The sequence below is a fragment of the Nocardioides sp. CCNWLW216 genome (genome assembly GCF_037120545.1).
Lineage (GTDB): Bacteria > Actinomycetota > Actinomycetes > Propionibacteriales > Nocardioidaceae > Nocardioides > Nocardioides lianchengensis.
Genome location: NZ_JBBBBJ010000009.1, coordinates 1 through 16457, shown reverse-complemented (window position 1 = coordinate 16457; position 16457 = coordinate 1). Strand labels below are relative to the sequence as shown.

Annotated in this window: 14 protein-coding genes; 3 read left to right on the top strand and 11 right to left on the bottom strand. The window is 70.1% G+C overall.

Going from position 1 to position 16457, the window contains the following annotated elements; translation table 11 throughout:
- The first annotated feature begins 9 nt into the window (after window positions 1–9).
- Window positions 10–813 carry an NAD(P)H-binding protein gene (locus V7S47_RS18715; RefSeq protein ID WP_336562997.1) on the top strand — a complete coding sequence of 268 codons (804 nt, stop codon included), beginning with the start codon at window positions 10–12 and terminating at the stop codon, window positions 811–813.
- Between the two features lie 5 nt (window positions 814–818).
- Here V7S47_RS18715 and V7S47_RS18710 read toward each other — a convergent pair whose 3' ends face one another.
- From V7S47_RS18710 to V7S47_RS18700, 3 genes are all read right to left on the bottom strand, one after another.
- Window positions 819–2435 carry a methyl-accepting chemotaxis protein gene (locus V7S47_RS18710; RefSeq protein ID WP_336562996.1) on the bottom strand — a complete coding sequence of 539 codons (1617 nt, stop codon included), beginning with the start codon at window positions 2433–2435 and terminating at the stop codon, window positions 819–821.
- Window positions 2436–2892: 457 nt separating this feature from the next.
- Window positions 2893–5139, bottom strand: coding sequence for an amidase family protein (locus tag V7S47_RS18705; RefSeq protein ID WP_336562995.1), 2247 nt, complete (start codon window positions 5137–5139; stop codon window positions 2893–2895).
- A 43-nt stretch (window positions 5140–5182) separates the two neighbouring features.
- The gene (locus V7S47_RS18700; RefSeq protein WP_336562994.1) at window positions 5183–6736 is read right to left on the bottom strand and encodes an amidohydrolase family protein; all 1554 of its coding nucleotides are present in this window, start codon (window positions 6734–6736) and stop codon (window positions 5183–5185) included.
- A 446-nt stretch (window positions 6737–7182) separates the two neighbouring features.
- On the opposite strand from V7S47_RS18700, the gene V7S47_RS18695 reads away from it, so the two are divergent.
- Window positions 7183–7479 carry a DUF4193 family protein gene (locus tag V7S47_RS18695; RefSeq protein WP_336562993.1) on the top strand — a complete coding sequence of 99 codons (297 nt, stop codon included), beginning with the start codon at window positions 7183–7185 and terminating at the stop codon, window positions 7477–7479.
- An 85-nt stretch (window positions 7480–7564) separates the two neighbouring features.
- Here the strand turns inward: V7S47_RS18695 and V7S47_RS18690 are convergent, their stop codons facing one another.
- From V7S47_RS18690 to V7S47_RS25695, 8 genes are all read right to left on the bottom strand, one after another.
- Complete coding sequence (locus V7S47_RS18690; protein WP_336562992.1) at window positions 7565–7789, bottom strand: hypothetical protein; 225 nt, start codon at window positions 7787–7789, stop codon at window positions 7565–7567.
- Between the two features lie 367 nt (window positions 7790–8156).
- Window positions 8157–8339: a hypothetical protein gene (locus tag V7S47_RS18685; protein ID WP_336562991.1), complete on the bottom strand. Its 183-nt coding sequence runs from the start codon at window positions 8337–8339 to the stop codon at window positions 8157–8159.
- 209 nt (window positions 8340–8548) lie between these two features.
- The gene (locus tag V7S47_RS18680) at window positions 8549–8998 is read right to left on the bottom strand and encodes a hypothetical protein (RefSeq protein ID WP_336562990.1); all 450 of its coding nucleotides are present in this window, start codon (window positions 8996–8998) and stop codon (window positions 8549–8551) included.
- Window positions 8999–9512: 514 nt separating this feature from the next.
- Entirely contained in the window at window positions 9513–10544 is a 1032-nt protein-coding gene (locus V7S47_RS18675; protein ID WP_336562989.1) for a hypothetical protein, read from the bottom strand.
- A gap of 102 nt (window positions 10545–10646) precedes the next feature.
- Complete coding sequence (locus tag V7S47_RS18670) at window positions 10647–10913, bottom strand: hypothetical protein (RefSeq protein WP_336562988.1); 267 nt, start codon at window positions 10911–10913, stop codon at window positions 10647–10649.
- A gap of 988 nt (window positions 10914–11901) precedes the next feature.
- Window positions 11902–15570, bottom strand: a complete 3669-nt coding sequence (locus tag V7S47_RS18665) for a family 78 glycoside hydrolase catalytic domain (protein ID WP_336562987.1) — start codon at window positions 15568–15570, stop codon at window positions 11902–11904.
- A 241-nt stretch (window positions 15571–15811) separates the two neighbouring features.
- Complete coding sequence (locus tag V7S47_RS18660; RefSeq protein ID WP_336562986.1) at window positions 15812–16039, bottom strand: hypothetical protein; 228 nt, start codon at window positions 16037–16039, stop codon at window positions 15812–15814.
- Window positions 15943–16254 (bottom strand): LacI family DNA-binding transcriptional regulator, encoded by a 312-nt coding sequence (locus tag V7S47_RS25695; RefSeq protein ID WP_442945364.1) that lies wholly within the window; start codon window positions 16252–16254, stop codon window positions 15943–15945. The genes V7S47_RS18660 and V7S47_RS25695 overlap by 97 nt, the downstream gene beginning before the upstream one ends.
- Here V7S47_RS25695 and V7S47_RS18655 point away from each other — a divergent pair.
- Window positions 16253–16457: hypothetical protein (locus V7S47_RS18655; protein ID WP_336562985.1), on the top strand; the 205-nt coding region annotated here is incomplete at its 3' end. The genes V7S47_RS25695 and V7S47_RS18655 overlap by 2 nt on opposite strands.

Here is a 16457-nt window from a genome sequence, read left to right as displayed (position 1 = left end):
ACGACGACCATGACCAGCTACCTCGTCACCGGTGCTACCGGGACCCTCGGCCACCTGGCCACCCAGGAACTCCAGACCCTCGACCCCCACGCCGACCTCGTCGCCCTCGCCCGGCCGGGCGCCGACACCGACGCGCTCGTCGCGTCCGGCGTCCTCGTACGCCGCGGCGACTACGACGACCCGGCCAGTCTCCGGGCGGCGTGCGACGGCATCGACCGTGTCCTGCTGGTGTCGAGCCCCGTCCTCGACTCCGCGACCCGGAGCCGTCAGCACCTCGCCGTCCTCGACGCCGTCGCCGCCGCCGGGACCCGGCACCTCGTCTACACCAGTGCTCTCGGTTCCGAGCACGACCCCGGCCACCACCGGACCGAGCGCGCTCTGGCCGAGGGGCCGACGAGCTACACGATCCTCCGCAACGGTCTCTACACCGAGCCGTTCGTCGCCCGGGCCCGGTGGGAGGCGACCACGACCGGGGTCGTCCGATCCGCGACGTACGGACATCCGGTCCGCACGGCGTCGGTCCGTGACCTCGCCACGGCCGCCGCCCGTGCGTTGGCGGCCCCCGTGCCCGGGACGACGCTCGACCTCAACGGCCCGGGGTGGACGTACGACGCCCTCGCCTGCGAGCTCGCCGACCGGCTCGGCCGACCCGTCCGTCACGAGTCCGTCGACGAGGCCGAGCTGGGGCCGTTCGGGCCGGTGCACGCCCTGTTCCGCGCCGGGCTGCTCGCCCAGCCCCCCGACGAGCTCGCCCGGCTGATCGGACGGCCGCCACTCACCGTCGTCGGCGTCCTGGCAGCCAGGTCGGGCTAGCCCCGTCACGCCACGCGGAACCTCCCGACCTCGGTGTTGAGGTCGGCGGCCATGGTGGCCAGCTCGGCGATCGCGGTCAGGGTCTGGTTGACGGCCTGGGTCGTGCTCTCCGCCGCAGCCGCGACACCGGAGATGTTGGTCGCGATCTCGCCGGAGCCGGTGGAGGCCTCGGCGACGTTGCGGGACATCTCGTTGGTCGTCGCGGTCTGCTCCTCGACCGCCGCGGCGATGGTGTTCTGGTAGTCGTTGATGCTGGTGATGATCTCGGCGATCTCACCGATGGCCACCACGGCGCCGGACGTGTCGGCCTGGATGGCCTCCACCCGACGCGAGATGTCCTCGGTCGCCCGAGCGGTCTCCTGAGCCAGCTCCTTCACCTCGTTCGCCACGACCGCGAAGCCCTTGCCGGCCTCGCCGGCCCGGGCGGCCTCGATGGTCGCGTTCAGGGCCAGCAGGTTGGTCTGCTCGGCGATCGAGGTGATCACCTTGACCACATTGCCGATCTCCTGGCTCGACGTCCCGAGCTTCGCGACGGTCTCGTTGGTGACCTCCACGGTGGTGACGGCCTCGGCCGCGACCCGGGCGGCCTCGTTGGCCGAGTGGGCGATCTCGCGGATCGAGGCGCCCATCTCCTCCGCACCCGCCGCGACGGTCCCGACGTTGCGCGAGACCTCGTCCGCGGCACCGGACACCACGCCGGCCTGGACCGAGGTCTCCTCCGCACCGGCCGCGATCTGCTGGCTCGAGGCCGACAGCTCCTCCGAGGCCGCCGCCACCGCGACCGCGCTCGACGAGACGGTGCCCACGATGCCGCTGACGTTCTCGGCCGAGCGGTTGAACGCCTTCTGGAGGTCACCGGTACACCCCGACGCCGTCTCCGGCAGCCGGGTCGTGAGGTCGCCGTCGGCCATCCGCTGCAGGGCGGCGATCGCAGCCTTCAAGGGTCGGACCAGGCTTCGCGCGATCGCCCAGGCCAGACCGATCAGCAGCGTCAGTCCCCCGAGGGTGACCCACAGCACCGTGGCGCGGAGCCCCGAGGCGGCGGCCAGCAGGTGGGAGGAGGCATCGGCACTGTCGGCGGTCACGCGATCGACGGCGTCCGTGAGCTGGCCGTGCAGTTCCTCGCTGGCCTCGGCGACCGCTCGCGACGTCGACGGATCGGCCCCCGCCCCCGTCTGCGAGGTGGTCCGAGCACGCTCCGCCGCATCGGCGACCAGTGGCAGGAAGCGCTCGAACGCCGCCTCCGTCCCGGCAAGGGTCTGCCGGTCCGCCGAGGAGCCGGACTCGCTCAGGTCGGCGAGCTCGTCCAGCAGCGACTCGATGCGGCGGGAGTGCTCGGCCAGGACCGAGGTGCCGGCCCCCGAGGCGCCGTCTGCCCCACCGGCCTCCAGTCCCCCCAGGGCCGCGAACCCGGCCGCCTTGACCTCGCTGGCCTCGGTGTCGAGCGACTGGTAGACCGCCTGGACGCGAGCGCTGGTCCGCACCGACTCCGCGTCGTCCTCGACGACGCCCCCGGACGCCCACGCCACCACCGACACCGTGGAGGTCACTGCGACGCCCACCGCGGTGATCACCGCCAGCCGCCGCCCGACCGTCCACCGGATGCTCCTGAACGCGTGCATCGAACTCCTTCGCTCCCGACCGGTCTCCGCCGGTCATGTGTCATCGCTGTCGCGGGGACCTACGACACTCGCCTCCAGGACCTTCACAAGATATGGAGGTTTATTGCCTGGACAACGGGATAGGTATCGGAAAATCGCCACGACCGGTCTAGACCGCGCGGCCTTCCTGGTTTCTCTACCAGTCACGTCAGGTCAAAACCTCCACACACTGTGGAGATATCGACGTGCTGAGCGCGCTTCGCTCCAGCAACCGGGTGGTGCCGAAACCTCCGGTGCGACGAGGGAGAGCCAGCACCGGGGGCCGGCACCGCATGGGTGCCCGGCGACCTGGGACGCACGAGAACCTCCGGCGAACGAGGACCATTCGATGGTCCGTCTCCGCCGGAGGTTCTCGCTGGGTCACGACGTCGGGCGAGTCACGGACGTGTCGTCGTCCGTTCCGCCCGGCCTGGCCCGCCTAGCGTCGGGTCACCTTCAGGCGGGTGCGGTACGTCGTCGCAGCGAGGTTGGTCCTCGCCGCCGCGGAGGGCTTGTACGTCAGCACCACCGCGCCGGACCGTTGGAGCCGCGCGGTGCGGACGACCGCGATCCAGTCCCCGCCGACCTTGCGGACCGCGGCCTTGCCCACCGCGCGTCCCCCGACTCGGACGACGACCGTCCCTCGCGGCGCCGTACCGGCGATGGCGGAGAGACGGACCCGGATGCGCGCGCGGGCGCCCGGGGCGAGTCCCGAGGAGCGCAGCACCGTGGCGGAGGGCTTCGCCCGACGGACCTGGGCGGCGACGGCGACCTTCGATGCTCCGGTCGCGTTGCCGGCACTGGGGGCGTAGGCGAGCGTGAGGCGCGACGTGCCGCCGGGCAGGCGACCGGCGGGAAGCTGGATCCGGACCTGGGTCGTGGAGGTCCGGGCGGTGACGGCGGCGGTGCCGAGGACGGTCCCGTCGGCGCGGGTCACGCTCAGGCGTCCCCGGGCGGGGACGGCGGACGTCACGGTCGCGGTGACGGTGGTGGCCCGTCCGAAGGTCGCGGCGGCGGCCGTGCCGGTCAGCCCGACCGGGCGGACGGCGTCGACGGCGAGCTCGGGGACCGAGGCCGGGGGCTTCTGGTGGTCGGCGGTCCTCTCGAAGCCGGCGCCGATGGCGAGGAGGGTCGGCTCGCTGAACGGCGTGCCGAGGAGCTCGAGACCCATGGGCATGCCGGCGCTGGTGAACCCGGCCGGGACGGTGAGTGCGGGGAAGCCGGTCACCGCCGAGATGCCGCAGTTCCCACCCGGCTGGCTCTGCCCGATGGACGCGGCGGTCTGCTTCAGCGTGGGGTAGCCGAGGGCGTCGAAGTCGTTGACCTCCATCAGCTCGGTGAGCTTCGCCTGGGCCGAGGCACGCTTCGCGAGACGGGCCTCGTAGTCGGCGCTGGGCAGCTCGGGCTGGTTCTGGGCGCCGGTCAGCTGGCTCTGCACGACCGCCGTGTTCGTGGCGATGATGTCGCTCAGCGTGAGGGTGCCCGTCGGCGCCGTGAGCGCGGCCACCTCGGCCGAGAACGTGGCCCCGGGCTGGGCCAGGTACGTGTTGAGGTCGCGGCGGAACTCCTGGGCCAGGACGCTGGCGCCGCCGATGTCGGCGACCAGCTCGGGCGACAGGGCCACCTCGACGACCTCCGCACCTGCTGCCTCCAGCTGGTCCACGGCGTCGTACATGAGCTCGGTGACCGGCTGCTCGGCCTGGGTGGCGCCGAGGTAGGTGGAGTTCACCAGCAGGCCGATCCTCTTGCCCTGCAGGCCGTCGTCGAGGGAGTCGAGGTACGACGCCGGGGTCTTGCCGTTGGACTCGGCGGTGATCGGGTCCGCCGGGTCGTAGCCGACGGTGGCGTCGAGCACGATCGCGGCGTCTCGGACCGAGCGGACGATGGGCCCGCCGGTGTCCTGGGTCTGCGACATGGGGGCGATGCCGTCGCGGCTGGTCAGACCGAGGGTCGGGCGGAGGCCGACCAGGTTCTGGTGCGTGGCGGGGTAGCGGATCGAGCCGCAGGTGTCGGTGCCCATGCCCCCGGCTGCGAAGGCCGCTCCGACGCCGGACCCCGTCCCGCCGCTGGAGCCGCCCGGGTTCCGGGTCTGGTCGTAGGGGTTGGTGGTCTGGCCGCCGAGGGAGCTGACGGTCGTGATGCCGTAGGCGAACTCGTGCAGGTTCGTCTTGGCGATCACGATCGCGCCCGCGGCCCGCAGCCGAGCGATCTGGGTGGCGTCGTCGGCCGGCTGGAAGTCCGCCAGGGCCTTCGAGCCGCTCGTGGTCGGCATGTCGCCGGTGTCGTAGTTGTCCTTGACCAGGATCGGTACGCCGTGGAGCGGACCGCGGACCTTGCCGGCGGCGCGCTCGGCGTCGAGGGCGGCGGCCTCGGCCAGCGCCTGGTCGTTGAGCCGGAGGATGGCGTTCAGGCCGGGCTGGTCGCCGTACGGGTCGTCGTACGCCGCGATCCGCGCGAGGTAGGCCTGGACCAGCGCCACCGAGGTGGTGCTGCCCCGGGTGAGGAGGTCCTGGGCGTCGCTGATGCCGAGCCCGACCACGGCCGGGGAGCCGGCGGGGAGGGCTGCGGCCGAGGTGGTCGGTTCAGCCGTCGCGGGGACGGCGACGGCCGCGACGGCGAGCGACAGGACGCACGCGGCCGAGACGCCGGCGGCGACCGCGCGGCGGCGGTGGGTGAGCAGGTTCATGGCTTCCTTCGGGAGACGGGGAGAGGGCGGCGATCAGGGGCGGTCAGAAGGTCGGGACCTTGACCGACGCGGGCTTCAGCCGGCCACCCGCCCTGGTCCGCACGGCGTGCGCGGACGAGGCGGCGTTGCGGACGATCCTCTGGGTGTCGAAGCCGACCAGCTTGCCGCCGCGCTTGAGGACGCGACCGTCGACCATGACGGTGTCGACGTTGGCCGGGGTCGCGACCCGCACGATCGCCGACTCGACGTCGCAGGCCGGGGCCATGTTGAGGTCGTCCTGGCGGATCATGATGATGTCGGCCCGCTTGCCCGGGGTGATGGAGCCGGTGACGTCGTCGATGCCCAGCGCGCGGGCGCCGCCCAGGGTCGCCCACTCGATGACGTCCTTCAGCAGGACCGGGGCGAGGCTCGCCGTGTCGGTGCCGATGTACGGGATGCCGAGGTTCCAGGTCAGGTTCATCGACTCGAACATGTTGATCGGCGCCAGGGACGAGGCATCGAAGGACAGCGAGATGATGAGTCCGTCGGCCTTCGAGCGCAGCAGCTGGCCGTGGTAGCCACCGGCCGTCCCGAGCCGCAGCTCCGAGTGCGGGGCGAAGCTGACCGGAGCGCCCGTGCGCTTCATGGCGTCGCGGTCGGCCTGGGTCGCGGGCAGGTTGTGGCAGACCAGGAAGTCGGGTCCGAGGTAGCCCTGGGTCTCGAGGTCCGCGGGCTTGACCGCCGTCGTGGGGCCCTGGCCCGAGTGCACGCTGACCGGGATCCCGCGCTCGGTGAGCAGGGCCATCTCCGCCTGGAAGGTCGTCATGTTCGACGGGCCGCGGACGTTCACCCCGAGGTGCACCACGTCCTCGAACGGCGAGCCCGAGCCGAACCACTGGGTCCGGACCCGGTCGATGTCGGCGATGTCGATGAGCTGGGTGGCGGGCTGTCCGTCGCGGTGGCCGTAGGAGTAGCGCGCGCGGACGGCGGCGTCGCGGTGCGCGCGCAGCTCGGCGTCGGCGTACTCAGGAGCGCGGACGTTGTGGGCCCAGTTGTGGACCGTCGTGATGCCTGCGCTCGCCGCCTCGGCCAGGCCGAGGAGGACGCTGTTGTAGAAGTCGCGGGGCTCGTAGGCCGCCACGGTCGCCGACTTGGCCGGGAAGTACTCGAAACCGTCGCCCACGAAGTTCCGGCCCAGCGCGCTCCACATGTGGTAGTGCGTCTCGATGAAACCGGGCATCACGATCATGGCGCTCGCGTCGATCTGCTCGGCGCCGGCGGCCGTCAACCGGGACCCGATCCGCAGGATCACCCCGTCCTTGACCTCGATGTCGACGTCCTGCTGGTTGCCGATCTCCGGGTCGACCGACACCAGGGCGGCATTCTTGATGAGGTAGTGGCCGCGGCCGATCTCGTTGGCCGGCCGCACCCGCTTCGCCGGTGCCGACTCGGCGTCCGCGTGGGGCACGCGCATCGCGAGCGGTACGACGGCGGCGGTGGCTCCGGCGCCGGCGAACAGCGCGCGACGCGAGACCCGAGGGGCCGGAACCGGGTGGCCGCAGCTGTCGTAGGTGGTCTCGGCGTCGGAGACGTCGTCGGATGGTGAGGGACCTGGCATGGGGAGTCTGCTTTCGTCGTGCTCGGGAGGACGGGGACGGCCCAGGCCGCCTGGCCGCCACCCCCTCAGCGCTTCTGGCTACCGGCAGCGCGCGAGCGGATCCGCGGTGGTGGAGCGGCGGCTCCGACGCACTCATCCGATCGTCGCGAGGCGGCGATGACACTCGAGCGACGCTGCACGAGTGATCGGCGACGCTAGGGGTCGGATCGTTTCGCCGCGTTTTCGCTGTGTCACAGGGACGTCACAGATTCAAGACCACTCTTAGGGGTGATGTCACCCCGCTCGTCCGGGAGCCGCCGCCCGTCTCTGGTGGTCAGCGGTTCCTCCCTGCATGCTCGAGCCGGGCGTGACGCCTCACTCATTCGAGGTCCGTTCGACCAGGCCGGGACCGCTCGCGGTCGTCGCCATGACTATCGTCGCCGCGCCACCCAGAGAGGACCTCACCCATGGCCACTGATTACGACGCCTCCCGCAAGTCCGAGGAGGAGCAGAAGGAAGAGAGCCTCGAAGCGCTCCGGCTCACCTCCGGTGAGCAGGACAAGTCATCCGGGAAGGTGGACGAGGACGAGACCGAGGCCGCCGAGTCGTTCGAGCTGCCGGGCGCCGACCTGTCCCACGAGACGCTGACCGTCGAGGTCATGCCGAGACAGGCCGACGAGTTCACCTGCACCCGGTGCTTCCTGGTCCAGCACGTCTCTCGACGCTCCGCCACCGACAGCGACCGCTGCCACGACTGCGACTGACCCCAGCACCGGGCACGACGCCTCGTGGGACCCGCCGGAGTTCCGCAGGTCGCCCGCACGCGGTGTCCCCACCGATCCGCTCGGATCACAGCGCGGTGCCGACCCTCGCCCCCGCGGCCAGGCCAAGGACCACGACCCCCACCGGGACGAGGACGGTCAGGACGACCACGGGCGCGAGGACCCCGAGCAGCAGGCAGACGAGCACGGCCCGGGCGATCTGGGCGAGCGCGCCGATCCCGCGTGCGACGGCGCGTGCATGAGCGATCGGCGACGGCCGGTGGGTCGCCACGACGCCGTTCGACGGGTTCACCGGCCACTCGTCGGGTGTGCTGGACGCGTCTGGGTCGGCTCGGTGCACGGTGGCTCATCGCACCCCGCAGCGGGGAATCCCTCAGCGGCGGTCGGCAGGAGCCTCGCAGCCACCGGGGGCTCGGTACCGCTCACCGCGGGAAACGGTCGTAGCGCGACGACGGCACCATCTGGTGCGACCCAGACGATGGCGGTGGTGGGAGCCCCCACCTAGTCGCGCAGCCACGTCTCATGTCGGGAGAGGCCGCAGTCAGGACACCGGTCGTTGGACCACCGATGACCACCCCGGACGCGCCGCCGAGCGGCTGCGCCGCCCAGCAGGGCAGTGGCGACCGGCCCCGCCGGCTTCGTCGGTCTCGGAGCCCGGGTCACGCACACCACGTCTCGGCGCTGCGGTCGCCGGAGCGGATCGACTCCAGCGCTGCCTCGAGGTCCGCCCGCTTGGGAACCCAGCCGCGAGCGAGCTCCTCCCGGAGCAGGTCGATGAGGGCAGATCTCTCGACCGGGTCGAGCTCGAGGATCACGGCGCGCAGGGACTGCTCAGCGGGCACCGGACTCCGGCGGCTGCCGAACAACCTCTGTCGGCGAGGAGAGCCGGAGCGGACGCTGCGCACGACGGCGCGAACGCTCGTCCTGGGGCGACGGGTGTCTTGACGGAGCTTCACACCGGATAGACGCCTCGCCCCCCACCTCCTTACGCGGCTGCGGCCCGCACGGCCATCAGGCCCGGCCGGGTGTCGGCAGGTGGGGATGCGACGGGTCACGGTGCGGGGAAGGCGACCGCGTCGTTGGCGGGGTTCGGGTCATCGTTGTTCGGGGCGCTGATCCGGGCCGTCGCGACGAGCGGGCCCTCGACGGTGACGTCGAGGGCGAAGGTTCCGCCGCCCGGGGCCAGGGCGCAGACGATCCTGGTCAGGTCACCGGCCGTCGTGGCGCAGCTGCTCGTGGGAAAGTCGAAGTCCTGGTGCAGCTCGTAGCCGACCAGGTGCGCCACCTCGAAGGTCACCACCGTGGGGTCGTCGAACCCCACCACCTCGAGCTGCAGGTGGTAGGAGTCACCGAGATGGATGGTCGCGGCCGACCCGACGGCGAGATCATCCGTCGTCCTGGCAGGGGTCGGCGTCGGCGTGGGCGAGGTGGGACCGGGGGACGGCGTCGACGACGGCGTCGGCCCGGCTGGTGTCGTGGTCTTCGCTGGCTGCTCCTCCACGGTCGCCGAAGGCAGCGGCGCCTGGTCTCCCTGCGTGCTCGACGGAACCGACGGAGACGGATGCGGCGTCGAGGGTGCCTGGGCAGGGCCGGACGGGGCCCCGAGTGGCTCCGGGGGTGCAGCACGTGCCGGGGTTCCCGGGTCGTCGGGCGACGATGTGGACATCGGCTCCTGCGGGACCGGTGTCCGGGTCGCCCGAGTGGGACCCCCGGGGAGGTGCTCCGCGGCGCCGAGGGCGAGGGGGTCCTCGGAGGCGTCGCTCTCCCGGGTGAGGGCCAGAGCGATCCCGACGGTCAGGGCGAGGATGGCCACCGAGGCGACCGCCGCCACGACGGGGCGCTCCGTCAGCCGACGGGGAACACCGAGCACCCCGCGGGGGTGCAACAGACCGTCGTGCGGACGAGCAGCGCGGGAGCCGGCCGTCGGAGGCCGGGTCGCGGCGTACCCCGATGCGGCGGCACCCAGGACGGCGACACCGAGAACGGCGGCGAGCCTGCTGTTGACGGCGTCGAGCTCAAGATAGGCCGCCGTGCAGCGACGACACTCGCCCAGGTGCCCCTGGACCTGGGCGACTCTCCGCCGGTTCAGCGGTGACCGCGGCGGCCCAGACGGTCGGGCCGTAGAACACCGCAGGGCTGATGTCGTCGGTCATCGTGATCGGCGAGGCCAAGGGCGTGATGCCCTTGCCGCCCGGGGTCGAGTTGACCGTCAGCGGGTAGTGGACGCGTCGGCACGAACGGGTCGCGTCGAAGCTGCAGGCGACAGCCGCAGGCTCCTGGTAGTACGGACCCGTGTTCTCGTTCGTCGACGTGCCCCGCTTCGAGACATCGAAGTCAGCAGCCGCCGAGACCACCTGGGTCACGCTGGGCGAGACCGCCGGGGTCGACACCTGGTTGCTCGTGGCGCTCACCGAGAACGGGCCCATCGAGGCACCCTGCGGCATCTCAGGGCGCACCTTCGCGACGAACTTGTAGTCCAGCGCGGTGCCCTCGCTCTGGTTGTCGACCACGCAGGTCACCGTCTGCGTCGGCAGCGACTGGTGCGACGTGCTCGTCACCGGCAGCGTCGGCGCGCCGATCGAGGCCGGCGTCACCGACGAAGCCCCGCCACAGAACGGTGGGAGCGACACCAGCTCCTGGCCCTGCGGGAGGGCGAAGGTCATCGTCGGCGCGGTCGCGTCCCCACCCTCGTAGCGGATGCCGACGGTGTAGGTGACGGTGTCGTTGGTCCGCACGACATCGTTGCCCGCACCTGAGTCGTGCCCGGGCGCGTCATCCGCATCGAACGGACCGGTGCCGGTCTGTTGGCTCAGCGTCAGGGTCAGTGTCTCGTCGCCCGGCGCAGCGACCGATGGAAGCGCCGAGACGACGACCGCGCCGAGCGCGATCAGCGCCAGTGACGTGACTGTCCGCTTCTTCCGCCGTCCCCGCCAGGCGGCGAGTCGGTGTTGTCCTGTCATGGTGGATCTCCCCTGGTTTCGTCTCTGCGGGCACCCGGCGCTGGTCTCGGCCGGAGGTCCCGAGTCAGGGGGAAGACGGGCGGACAAGAAGTTGGCTTACGCGGTTCTCCAGGTGGGCTAGCCCGGAAGACCCATCACCGGGAAACGGCCCCAGAGGCGGACCAGATGTGCTTCCTGGCGTCCAGGCCATCAGGGACTCATCAGCCACTCGCGTCGGAAGGCGGGATGGTCGTCGTAGCTCGATGCCATGCGCCGCAGTGCGTCCTCGAGGCCCCGGCGCTCGGCGGCCGAGACCTCCCGACCGCCGACGACATCCGATCGCTTGCGGCTCAGGAGGTCGTGCAGACGATGGTGCGCCTGCGCGGCGACCGGGTCACCCCTGACGCCCGCCGCCGAGGCGGCCTCGACGTTGCGAGCCACGACGAACTCGAAGAGCTCCTGCAGGTTGAGGTTCACGGCAGGGGGACGACTCCTCACCGCTGGTTCTTACGACGGCGGCCGCGCACTCCGGCGCCGACGGACCTGTCGTCAGTCGGCGCCGCTCCCACGGGCGCCGTCCGCCCAGGTCAGAGGTGGAGGAGCAAGCCCGCGGCAGGCGCGGCACCGACTTGGTCGCGCATGGGCCCGCGCAACGGCGCCGGACGGTATCGCGGACGTGTGGGGAGGTCAGCGAATCCGGTCCTGCTCGGATTGCACGAGGTGCCTCTGCTCTGCGTTCCGCAGAGCAGAGCCGTGAGTCGGACTTTGCCGGACACATCACCAACCCAGCCGTCCGGGTGTTCGGGACCAGTTCACCGAGCCGTAGGGCACGTCAGGTTGAGTGCCGCGCAACGGTCGCGCCCGAGCTGCACGCATCTCACGAGCTCCCACGACGTCGGGCCGGTACGCCGACGGTCTAACACTCCGTCGCCGTTGCATACCCCCGCTCTTCGTCAGCGCAGGTCAGCGTGGCGGCCGGGCCAGTCGGCGCCACGAGAGTGCGAAACTTTGGCACGCATTCGTCACGCGCTCCGCGCCACGCAACGGCGGCCTCGCGTTTCTGCAGGTCAGCGAGTTGCAGGCCGACGTGGAGAAGTAGGTCCGAAACCCGCTTGTCCGGATACCCCAACTCCGTATAGCAACAGGACCTCTGACCTGCGTTTCCGCAGGTCAGAGGCCCTTCGCTTCCCTGGTGGCAGATGAAGGATTCGAACCTTCGAAGGCTACGCCGACGGATTTACAGTCCGACCGAGCTACTGCCCCGACCTGCAGACACAAGCCGCCTCGACGTACTTCGGCACAACTTCGTCACAGACAGCTGAACATCACCGTGGCCCGTCGGACACAACCAGACGCGCGAGGCGGTCACCTGCTCGTGCAGCAAACCCTTTAGCCCCCGCGAGGGCACGAGCGGCGGGGCTCGTCCGAGAGTTCGGACGAGCCCCGCCTGACACCCACGCTGAGGTCAGCGTCGTCGTACGACGCGTACGGTCACCACCTTCACGCTCTTGGCGAAGTTCGCGCTGCCGTTGTAGACCACGCGGACCTTGTGCCGGCCTGCCTTCTGCTTCGGCAACCTGATGACGACCTTGCCCGCAGCGTTGACCCGGCCGGAGGCGATCTTCTTGCCGTTCTTCAGCACAGAGACGACTCCGCTGGGCCGCGCGCCGGTGGCTGTCAGGACGACCTTCACCTTCGGGCGGGTGCCGGCCTTGGGCTTGGCCGGCGCGACCGATGCACTGATCCTGGTGGAGGCCTTGCTGATGGTGACCGTCGCGGCGCTGGTCGAGGCTGCGTTCTTGGCGTCGCCGCTGTAGCTCAGGCTGAGGACGTGCCGCCCAGCGGCCAGTGCGGTCGCGGGGATCTCCGCGGTGGCCGTGCCGTTGGACACCGAGGCGGTGGCGAGGACCTTGCCTGCGGAGGCGATGTCAACGGTGCCGGTGGGGTTGTCCCCGGTGACCTTGGCCGTGACGGTCGTGGCCTGGCCGTAGGTGCCTGTGGCAGACGCGGCCGTGACCGAGGACTCGGCCAGGCCGGGGTCGGGAGCGAAGGTGTAGTCACCCGGTCCGACCTCGTAGACGGCGTAGCCGTCCTCGCTGCGAACGAAGGTGGCGTCCCCGCCGGTGACGAGGGCCTCGCTGCCGCCCGTCGGGGCCCAGATCTCAGCGGTGGAGTTGGACGGGACACTGACCTTCAGGGTCGGAACGCCGTCACCCTCGCGGGTCCACTCGCTGGTGACCATGCCGTACGGCGTCTTGTACTCGCCCTTGACGTGGCCCAGGTCGCCGACGACCTGCGGACGGATCACCAGGTTCTTGTAGCCGAGGGAGTCCGCGGACTGCTTGATTCCGGCCAGACCGGCGGTGAACCACTCGTCGATCTGGAGCAGGATCATGTGGTTCTGCGACTGCCGCAGGTCCCAGTACTCGGGGATGGTGGTGAGACCGCCCGGGTGCTTCTCGGTGTCCTGCAGGAAGTAGCCGTAGCTGGGCGCGGTATCTTCCTGCAGCAGGTCCCAGAGGACGTCCTGGCGGCCGTTGTTCATCAGCGCCCGGGTCACGGGGCCGAGGCCGATCATGCCGGAGTTGAGGTGCGGGCCGCCGCCGTTGGGGTTGTAGGCGTAGATCTGCTCGACGAGCTCGTTGAGGACGTCCTCGCGGTGCTCGTCGGGGACCAGTCCGTAGTCGAGGGCGATGCCCTGAGCAGTCTGGCCGCCGACCGAGCTGTTGGGGTTGATCGTGTACTTCAGCAGCGCCGGGTTCCAGAACCGCTCGTTGTAGGTGGCCTTCACGTTCTTGGCGAGGGTCGCGTATTCCTCGACCTTGTTGTCGAGGCCGAGAGCCGCTGCCATCTCGGCCATGTTGTTGGCCATCTTGAAGTACGCGCCGGTGGCGGTCATCGCACGGTTGGTGGCGGCCCGATCGGCCGAGGCCCAGTCACCGAGGCCGTTGTCGATGAAGTACTGGTTCGATCCGGTGGTCCCTGCGGTGCGGCGGGTCCGGATGTAGTCCATGTAGAGGACCATCGAGTCCCAGTGCTTCTTCATGGTCGCCTGGTCGCCATAGTTCTTGAACAGCCAGTACGGCGTCAGGACGACTGCGCCGCCCCAGTTGAGGTCGTTGCCGAGGCCGGAGCCGGACAGGCGAACCTGGTCGTTGGGGGTGGTCGACGGGACGAAGCCGGCATCGATGCCGGTCTTGGTCTGGGCTCCCTCGATGGCCTCCATCATGGTGTGCAGATAGGCGGCCATGTCGAAGTGCTTGTCGATGGCCGGCATCGACTGGATCATGTCGGCCAGCCAGCCGGCCTTCTCCCGGTTGGGGCAGTCGGTGAAGTACGACTGCATGTTGCTCATGATCGAGTAGTGCGACATCTTGTGGATCCGGTTGATCCGCTCGTTGTCGGTCTCGACCGAGCCGGCCTCGGGCGCGTTCGCGTGCGTCTGCAGCCCGCGGATCATCGAGGTGGTCGGCGTGAACCCGGCCGGCAGGCCGGTCATCTGGATGTACTGGAACCCGTCGTACCCGAACTGCGGGTGCCACGTCTCGCCCGCCGGGTTGCCGTAGGTCGTGTACGTGTCGAGGGTCTGCGTGCCGGTGGTGCCGACGCTTCCTTCGACCATGTCGAGGACGTTGATCAGGCCCTTGTTCGCCGGCTCGGTGGTGTTGAACGACTCGCCGTACTGCATCTTGATGGTGGTGCCGGCGGGGAAGGAGCCCGGGGTCGTGACCTCGGCGAAGCCCGAGAAGGCCTGGCCCATGTCGAAGATCCAGGTGCCGGGGTGGCCCGCGACCTCCCAGACCTTCTGAGCGGGGAACGTGTCGACGATCTCGACGGGCTCCGCACCTCGTTCGATGAGGTCGGTGTCGAGGTTGGGCGTGCCGACGGTGCCGGCGTCGATCCAGCCGGTCGCCTGGCCGTTGCGGCGGGTCGCCGCCGAGGTCAGGTCGCTGTTGCGGTCCTTCCAGCCGACCTGTTCGAAGCGGGCGTCGTAGTCGGTGCCGCCCCACCAGTGGTCCGTGATCGCCGGCCCGGTCGCGGTGCGCCAGGTCCGGTCGGAGACCACGTTGGTGGTGGTGCCGTCGGCGTAGGTCAGCTCGACGCGGGCGATGAGGCGCGGCGTGACCCGAGTGTTGGGCGAGTCACGCTCACCCGAGCGAGTCACCTTCGCGCCAGCGGCGTGCGCCGCGGTGAGCGCGGTCTCCAGGGTCACCGTGCGCGTTGCGGCATCGATCGCAGTGATTCGCCGCTGCTCGAGACGCACACCGGCGTCCGCGGTGTCCACGTTCAGGGTCTGCCCGACCTTCAGGCCGGCGACGTCGGCGACCACGACGGAGGTAGCACCGACGGCGGTGCTGTCGCTGAGGGTGGTCGGCACGACCGCGGCGCCGAGGATCTTCACGTAGGAATCGGTGCGGCCGTACGTCGGGTTCTCGGTCTTCTGCATGAAGGCCTCGCCGTTGCCGAGCTCGATGCCGACGGTGTTGCCGGAACCCGACTCCAGCAGGCCGGTCACGTCGTAGCCGCGGTAGGGCACGGCAACCTGCTCGTTGGCACCACCGGGCGCCAGCACCTCGTCGGTGACCGCCTTGCCGTTGACAGTCGACACCTGCACGCCGAGACCCGAGACGTAGAGCCGAGCCTTAGCCAACGTCTTGGCCGGGTCGACCGTGACCTGCTTGGCGAAGATCGGCATCGCACCCTGCGGGTTGCGAGTCGGGTGCTCGATCCACTGGGCGTTGCCCCAGTCGGACTTGTTGATGAGGCCCATCTCGAAGAACTGCGGTGCGCTCCACTCCGAGACGTCACCGGCCGCATCCCAGACACGGACCTGCCAGAACACCTGGGTCCGCGACGTCAGCGCGATGCCCTTCCAGACGACCTGCGCGGAAGCGGACGACTCGACCTTGTTCGTCTTCCACAGGTTGGGCCGGGTCAGGCCGGCCTCGGTCGTAGCGGCCCGAATCTCGTACGCCGTCTGGGAGGTCGCCCCATCCAGGGTCCAGCTGAAGGACGGCGTGGTGTTGCCAAAGGCATACAGCGGGCCCGTGCGCCCGTCGACCCGGAGAGTGTCCAGGCCGACGCGGGACCCGTCGACGGCGACGGCCGCCTGGGACAGTGACGGGAAGGCCACGGAGGCCATGGGAGCGACTAGGGCGCCAGCCAGGACAAAGGACGTCGCCAAGCGACGTACCGACACCCGACCTTGTGATGCTGTGGTGTTCAAGGGCTGTTCTCCAATGCGATGGATCGAACGACGTGGGAGGACGTCGCGCCGACTTTTGATGAAACGTTGCAAGTTACGCAGTGATCGCGCTCACATGTCGAGTGATGAGAGCGGAGTCGAGCGAAATCGCTCATGGTCTGGGCAAGCGCTAGATGAGGCCGCGGCGAATCGCTAGGACGACGAGCTGCATGTTGGTCTCGACTGACCACTCCACGCGCAGGTTCGCGAGCTTGCGCCGCAACGTGCTGTCCGCGACATGGCATCGAAGTGCGGCCTCGGCTATCGTCGCGCCGCCCGCAAGTGCGCGGAGGATCTGAAGTGTCGTTGAGTCCGGACGCGGCAGCTCGGCCGCATCTTCGTCGATGGGTTCGTCCATGAGTTTCTCGTCCTCACCTCCCTGATTCTCGATGTGGCCGTACGAAGGCGTCGTGCGGTCTTATCGGGAACGAACCCGAGCGAGGCGATGGCGTCCTCGACTCGTCGTGGCAGATCCGACCGCACTTGATTTGGGCGTTTCAGGACGTTGGATACCGTCCCGGCGGAGACGTCGGCGACGGATGCCACGTCCTTGATGGTCGGCTTCTCGGGCATGGAGATCACCCCCGTCGACCCTCGCCCGAATGTTGAGCACCGGCCGATTGAATTGGTGGAACGGTCGCCCGCCGCCGGTCTCGGTCCTATTCCTGTGGACCACGCGGACGGCGGTGGCCTTGTTGCCGATCAGAAGTCGAAGTCGGCGATGTTGTCCTTGTTGAAGCGGAACGGGTCGCCGAGCAGGACGGTGTTGTCCGCGC